This window comes from Chryseobacterium sp. 2TAF14 (genome assembly GCF_052115105.1).
Classification (GTDB): domain Bacteria; phylum Bacteroidota; class Bacteroidia; order Flavobacteriales; family Weeksellaceae; genus Chryseobacterium.
On sequence record NZ_JBFRGA010000153.1, the window covers coordinates 1 to 6,733 of the forward strand.

At 31.5% G+C, this 6,733-nt stretch carries 7 protein-coding genes; 1 reads left to right on the plus strand and 6 read right to left on the minus strand.

Annotation, left to right across the window (positions count from 1 at the left end):
- Positions 1-82: 82 nt before the first annotated feature.
- On the minus strand, positions 83-781 hold the full coding sequence (locus tag AB4Y90_RS13905; protein WP_441558152.1) for a hypothetical protein: 699 nt from the start codon (positions 779-781) through the stop codon (positions 83-85).
- Positions 782-984: 203 nt separating this feature from the next.
- Complete coding sequence (locus tag AB4Y90_RS13910; RefSeq protein WP_441558153.1) at positions 985-1,458, minus strand: DUF4304 domain-containing protein; 474 nt, start codon at positions 1,456-1,458, stop codon at positions 985-987.
- A gap of 256 nt (positions 1,459-1,714) precedes the next feature.
- On the opposite strand from AB4Y90_RS13910, the gene AB4Y90_RS13915 reads away from it, so the two are divergent.
- Entirely contained in the window at positions 1,715-2,047 is a 333-nt protein-coding gene (locus AB4Y90_RS13915; RefSeq protein ID WP_441558154.1) for a phage integrase N-terminal SAM-like domain-containing protein, read from the plus strand.
- A 58-nt stretch (positions 2,048-2,105) separates the two neighbouring features.
- On the opposite strand, the gene AB4Y90_RS13920 is transcribed toward AB4Y90_RS13915, so the two are convergent.
- From AB4Y90_RS13920 to groEL, 4 genes are all read right to left on the minus strand, one after another.
- Positions 2,106-3,032 carry a Kelch repeat-containing protein gene (locus tag AB4Y90_RS13920; protein ID WP_441558155.1) on the minus strand — a complete coding sequence of 309 codons (927 nt, stop codon included), beginning with the start codon at positions 3,030-3,032 and terminating at the stop codon, positions 2,106-2,108.
- Between the two features lie 152 nt (positions 3,033-3,184).
- Positions 3,185-4,951: an ORC-CDC6 family AAA ATPase gene (locus tag AB4Y90_RS13925; protein ID WP_441558156.1), complete on the minus strand. Its 1,767-nt coding sequence runs from the start codon at positions 4,949-4,951 to the stop codon at positions 3,185-3,187.
- Entirely contained in the window at positions 4,948-5,631 is a 684-nt protein-coding gene (locus AB4Y90_RS13930; protein ID WP_441558157.1) for a hypothetical protein, read from the minus strand. The genes AB4Y90_RS13925 and AB4Y90_RS13930 overlap by 4 nt, the downstream gene beginning before the upstream one ends.
- Positions 5,632-5,800: 169 nt before the next feature.
- Positions 5,801-6,733: chaperonin GroEL (groEL, locus tag AB4Y90_RS13935; RefSeq protein WP_441558158.1), on the minus strand; the 933-nt coding region annotated here is incomplete at its 5' end.

The following is a 6,733-nucleotide window of genomic DNA, read 5'->3' on the forward strand; positions in this document are numbered from 1 at the left end:
ATTTTGTACAAAAGTTGAACCGAAGAATAACTGTGAACTTTGCAGTTTAGCCACTGTTGCAAAACCYTTGTGATCTGCAGTATTATTCAGTGAGTTTAATCTCTCGGAATATTCCACGTTGAGATAAATCTTCATTTCTCAAATTATATTTAGGTGTTAAAGTAAAATTAGAAATTTTCACGATTGATTTCGTTTTGGGATGTAACTCAACTGTATTTGCAATTATTTTATCTATTTGATTTTTCTTATTTAAATATAAATAGATTTCTCCTTTTTTAATTTTAAGCTCATCTAAATGGTATTCTTCCATACTTTCAATATCATTTAAATTGTAAAAATATAGACTGTCTTCGGTTTCTTTAAATTTATCAAATTGAAATCTGCCACTACTTGAACTTTCAGAATAACCCTTATATTGGTAGATTCTTGTTGTTAAATTAATATCTTTTTCATTCGTAACATCAATTTTCATTGGCTTATAAATTATAGAACTTTTATAATAAGGTTCTCCACAAGTCCCGTAACAATCGTGTGTTATTCCTTCAATACTCATTTTATTAGGAATTTCTGATAATTGATAAATTGGCAGAATGTTTTTCACTTCAACTTTAAAGGTTTCTGTAGAATCTAAAATAATAAAACCGTGTGGATTTGAGTCAAGTCCACCCCAGGCACTAAAATTATAAATTACTTTTGAACTTCCTTCAATTTTTTGAACAAATAAACTGTCGATTCTCCACTTATTTTTTCCAAAATCACATCCATACAATAAAAATATCATTGTTGAAATTGAGAATAATTTAATTTTTCATTTTAAACATAATTTTGGAAAATATTGCAGATAACGTTTCAGGGCTTTGCGATTGTTGCGGCAATTGAAGCACAAAACTTCAATTTTCCACAAATGTTGAACCGAAGAACAACTGTTGAACTTTGCAGTTTCGCCTCACTATCGCAAAACCCTTGTTATAGGCAGGTATTTTTTCAATTTATTTTCAATCCGCATTCCTCTATTTGTTGTTTTAAGTTTGTACCCCAAAAGTCAAACTTTTCATAAAACAACACGCAGTCTTTAATTGTCTTTAATTGGTCAAGTTGTTCTAGAATGTTTTCTTCTAAGTCAATTTTAAAGTCAATAATAAAGTCATTTATATTTGTGGTGTCAGTAATTTTATAACCAAGCCAACCACCTTTTTCTTTTTTAATTTGTCGTCGTTCTTCCGTCAAGTAAGCGTCTTCTCGAACCGGTGTTGCTATATCAAAATGAGTAACTTTCTTTTTTTCTTTATCTGCTAGCTTTTCTGTCAATGCTACACCAATATTTAAGCAAAAACTTAGTTCTTCTTTGCTGTTCCATTGCGAATTTTGTAAGTTGATAATGATAAAAAAGTCACCCATACTTTTCCACCAAGTTTGTCCGCTAGTTTTATAACCGTGTTCTTTTAGTGTCGGTTTCAAATATGTCTTAATAAAATTCCTTTTGTATATCTTTCGAAGTTGTCATTGGGTAATGTCGTTCTATGCTTGCCTATAACACCCAAATTTACGCATTGCGCTAATATAAACTATATACTATTGCGCAAATGCTGTTTTGTTTTTTATCATTTATCTGTAAATCAGTGAATCAATTTTATTTATCATTGGATAAACGCAATACTTGAATGAACAAAATTATCTCGAAACATCTGCTACAACATTGTGCCTTTAGTGTTATTTGGAAAGCAGTATTAAAACTTATAGTTTTCACTTGTCTTATTTTCTCAAGTTGTCGAAAAAATATCCACCAGAAGATATCACTCAAAGCCAATTAGAAGATTTTATTATTTGGCTTGTAGATAAGAAAAATGTTGGATCGTCTTATCAAAAAGTGATGATTGCGACAATTACCAAATTCTATAAAGAAATATTTCAAAAAACAATTAATCTGAAACATCTTTATCCTCAAATAAGTGTAAAAAGGCTTCCAAAATTTGTTTTGCAAAGAAAGAATATTAATCTACATTACTATAATATAAAATTACATCGTTCCAATATAAAATTACATTAATTTATATTATAATGGTCACGGATTTCAAATCTGCGACAGCGGATACATCTTCATTCGCTTATTTAGCTGAAAGTACTTCTTCGCTAATATCTGCAACCTGAATGCTTTTAAGAGCTGATTTGGTTGAGGATGCTGTACTTCCACCCATGATGTATAATTTATTGTTATATATTTCCGCAGCTGCGTGTCGTCTGGGAATCATATTGGATTTTAACTTATGTAATTTGTTGGTTTCTGTATCAAAATAGGCCAGAAAATTTTGATTGTTGTAACCGCCTGCAATAAAAATCTTATGACCGGACACCGCCAATGAGTGACCGGATATTGCAGCGGGCATCGTATATTGCTCTGTCCACATATTTTTGTTGAGATCGTAAACATTCACCAGACGGGATGAGGTCCCGTTAAAACCACCAATAACATAAAGCTTATCATTCACAATTTTGCCCCTTGCTTCTCTGGCTGTTGGCATATTCGGCAACGGATGCCATGTGTCTGAAGCAATGTCGTAATATTGGAATCTATCAGAAAATACAGTAGTTGCAGCATTGTTTAACCCGCTTCCTCCGAACGTATAAATTCTTCCGTTATAAATGGCAGAACCTGCATTTCCAGTGTAGGCATGATTAACAGCTCCCTTCGTTTTTTTATGCGTTTCAAGGTCTATAATTTCAAGATTGCTGTTTCCCCAACCGTTAAAAATATAAATTTTATTACCGTAAGTCTCCGAATTGGCAAATCTTTTAGGAACCAAAGTAGAATTGATTACACTCCAACGGTTATCTTTAATACTGTACTTCTCAATAATAGTAGCATTGCCATCCGAATCTTTATACCCATTGCTCACATAAATATTGTCACCTGCAATGGCACTGGTTACAGCTCCTCTGCGCATAGACATATCCGAAAGATGTTTAAAATTTAGGGTTTGTGCATTGGCTAAATATAAACCGAAAAGTGAAATGAGGAATGCTTTTGTTTTCAATGGTGGTGGGATTTGGTTTTAAAGATAGGGAAAAGTGATGGATTGGAAATCTGCGATGTTGAGTTTGTTTTGAAATGAAAAACCGCTCTATGTTGAGCGGTTTTTTAGATTTAATTGATTGTAAATCAATATTGTATTTCCGGGGTGAAATGCTACCCAGCCATGTATTCAAGCGCTGCATTTTTTATAACTGTGATTCTGACATCTTGGATGTATGGCATTCTAATGTCATCCAAATTACTATCATATATCTCTCCAATATTTTTAAACTTTTTCTTAAGTCTAGTAATAATTTTCCGTGAGATTTTTAAGTTATCTATTGTATGACTTCGTAATATTTTATATAATGATTCTTCTTCTTTAATTTCAATTTTATTACCGCATTTGGGACAAAATTTGAAATTCTCATCCGTAGTTTTAAAATCACAATTTTTATTTGAACATTCAATGTATATAATATCTGAAACATTTTCTACCAATTCCTTGATACTGGGTGATGCCTCAGAGTAGGATTGATTATTTTCAATTGCTACCGAAGTGTTTTTGAGTTCGGTTATATCTTTTATAATTAAGTCAGTAAATAGAAGACTTGGATTTAATGTTACATAATATGAATACTTGTGATGACCGACGCTTTTTTTACTGTAATCAACATTAATAATATTGGAATATGATAGAACGGAAAAAATTTTCTCTAATTTTTCATATGCGTCTGTGGTAATATAAAAGCCGATAGAGAGTTTTGATTGATTTTTTCTTTGTTTATCATTCCATAATCTTAGATTAGGAAGAACAGTTTGTTTAATAAACAATTCTGCTTCTTCAATGTATTTTTCATACTTAATTAATCTATGTTTAAGAGTTTCAAATTCTTTCCATTTTATATTGAATACACTTCGTATTGAATTTATTAAAACTTGTGACGATATGGAATTTCCTTTGAATGCCTTATTATTTTCGAGTTCGTCTATAATATGAAATGCAAATCTAGGATTACCATTACTACAAATACATAAAGTCTTTAATACATCTTGATTTGAACTTAATTTATCCCAATATTTTGGATCGTACTCCTTTAATCTAATCTTAATAATCCTTTCAATATATTTAACGTCATCATCATCTAATGGTGACCATTGTACTTTAAGCTCCTTTGCATCCTGACCTCTTTCAAAGTATTTACCATAATTTGTTATTCCGGGATAAACTGCGGCTTTACATGCGATTTTTGGATCACGCAATGTTTTAAAAAATGTAAAAAACTTTTCTTGTTGAGAATAGGAAAAAACATGAGCTGCCTCATCAAATAGAAAAATAATTCTAGTAAGATTACAGTTTTCTATGATTTCAATTAAAAAATCTTTGAATGATTGTGGATTATCAAGTATTTTTAATAATTCTAATGAAGGTGAATGTTTTGACAATAGTGTATTATTATCTAAGTCTCCTTTTTCAAGAATATCAATATAGTTATTTAATATATCAATATATTTATCAAATTGGTTACTGATGGAAGTATTAAATATAGTTGATAGTTTTTTATTGAGATTATCAATTGTATTTGGCTTTATTTGAACTAGCTTGTTTAAAGTTTCATATAAAATTTTACCCATCGTCCATTGAAGAAAAGGGTCGATCGAGCTATTTATTATCGAAATCCTTTCGATTCGAATTGACTCTTCAAAACTGACCCAAACTGGTAAAATGGAATTTTTACCAAAGTCTTTTTGTGATTTTAACATTGAGGCTTTCATCAACATCGTTTTGCCAACGCCTCGGCTTCCCTCTAACAAATACTGTTCATTGTCCAATAATCTTAGAATTTTAGAATTATCTCTTTCTACAAAATATTTAGAAATTAATGAATCATCTAAACTTTCCGTTCTATCTAAAATGTAATTACCTAAAGAATCACTCATTTTTTTAAAGTATTAGTTTTATCTACAATTTTCATAATATTTTGATTCGAAAAATCATTAAACTTGAGAGTATACATGAGAAATAATGAACCTATTGTGTATTCTAACATCGTTTTAAATTTTGAAAACTGTATTTGATTATATTCAATTTTTAACTCATCCGTTTTAGTAAGTGTTAAATATCTTCCGTGTACAACATCGCAAAGTTTTGCATATGTTTTATTAAGATATAAACTGCATGAATCTATCTCTTTTTGAAGAGTATCAATATTTGGATAAAATGTTTTAATATATATTGTTTTAAAAAAGTAGTATTCATTAACCAAAGTTGATACATACTTGTCAGCTTTTAAATCAAAATCTCTGTACAATTTGTATTCTATTGGATGATCTAAATAGAAAATTGCACTACAAGAGATTTCTAAAAGATTTCTTAAACCGGATGTTGCTAGTCTGTAATGACCTTGTAGTGCTGTAGAAATAACAGAGATTACATCTGAAACAATCTCATTTAGAATGGGAGCGACATCTAAACTCTTATCATTTATTTTTTCTTGGATGTAAATTGTTGAATCTATAATATTTAAAAGATCTGTTAAATCATTTTTATCTAATGATTCTTCATGTATTTTATTTTGAGCTTCTAAAATTTGATTAAGAGTTATTTTGGTAAAAGACATATAGTTTGCTTTATAGTTATATCACTTTCTTTTTCAATAATAGTAAAATAATTCTATTTAAAAAATTTTTGCTGTGCTTTCAGTATTTATAAAAAAAGTATTGGAATATACAAAACCGTTCCACAAAAGCAGAACGGTTAATATATTAAATTGTCTCAGCGACACGCTGCTACATCATTCCTGGCATTCCACCACCCATTGGCATAGCTGGTTCTGCGCTCTTCACTTCAGTGATAACACATTCAGTTGTAAGAAGCATTCCAGAAACAGAAGCTGCATTTTCAAGAGCAACTCTTGTTACTTTTGTAGGGTCGATGATCCCTGCTTCAAGCATGTTGACATACTCGTCAGTTTTAGCATTGTAACCGAAATCTCCGCTTCCTTCAGCAACTTTAGCAACGATTACAGAACCTTCACCTCCTGCGTTAGCAACGATTTGTCTCAATGGCTCTTCGATTGCTCTTTTTACGATTTTGATCCCTGTAGTTTCGTCAGAATTAATTCCTGTAAGGTTTTCCAAAGCTGAGATCGCTCTTACCAAAGCAACACCACCACCTGCAACGATACCTTCTTCAACAGCTGCTCTTGTAGCGTGAAGTGCATCGTCAACTCTGTCTTTTTTCTCCTTCATTTCAACTTCAGAAGCTGCACCTACGTAAAGTACGGCAACACCACCGGCTAATTTTGCCAATCTCTCCTGTAGTTTTTCTCTGTCGTAATCAGAAGTAGTTGTTTCCATCTGAGCTTTGATCTGAGAAACTCTTCCTTTGATTTTGCTTTCTTCACCACCACCGTTTACAACAGTCGTGTTGTCTTTGTCGATGGTTACTTTCTCAGCAGTTCCCAACATATCGATCGTGATATTTTCCATTGTGAAACCTTGCTCTTCAGAGATTACTGTTCCACCTGTAAGGATTGCGATATCTTCCAACATTGCTTTTCTTCTGTCTCCGAATCCCGGAGCTTTTACAGCAGCAATTTTAAGAGAACCTCTTAATTTGTTTACCACTAAAGTTGCCAAAGCTTCACCTTCAACTTCTTCAGAGATAATTAATAAAGATTTACCACCTTGAGCGATTGGTTCAAGAACAGGAAGCAATTC

What these genes read in the sequence shown, in the direction of transcription:
- AB4Y90_RS13905 (WP_441558152.1), bottom strand. Translation starts at nt 781, where the DNA reads ATGATATTTTTATTGTATGGATGTGATTTTGGAAAAAATAAGTGGAGA.
- AB4Y90_RS13925 (WP_441558156.1), bottom strand. Translation starts at nt 4,951, where the DNA reads ATGAGTGATTCTTTAGGTAATTACATTTTAGATAGAACGGAAAGTTTA.
- AB4Y90_RS13930 (WP_441558157.1), bottom strand. Translation starts at nt 5,631, where the DNA reads ATGTCTTTTACCAAAATAACTCTTAATCAAATTTTAGAAGCTCAAAAT.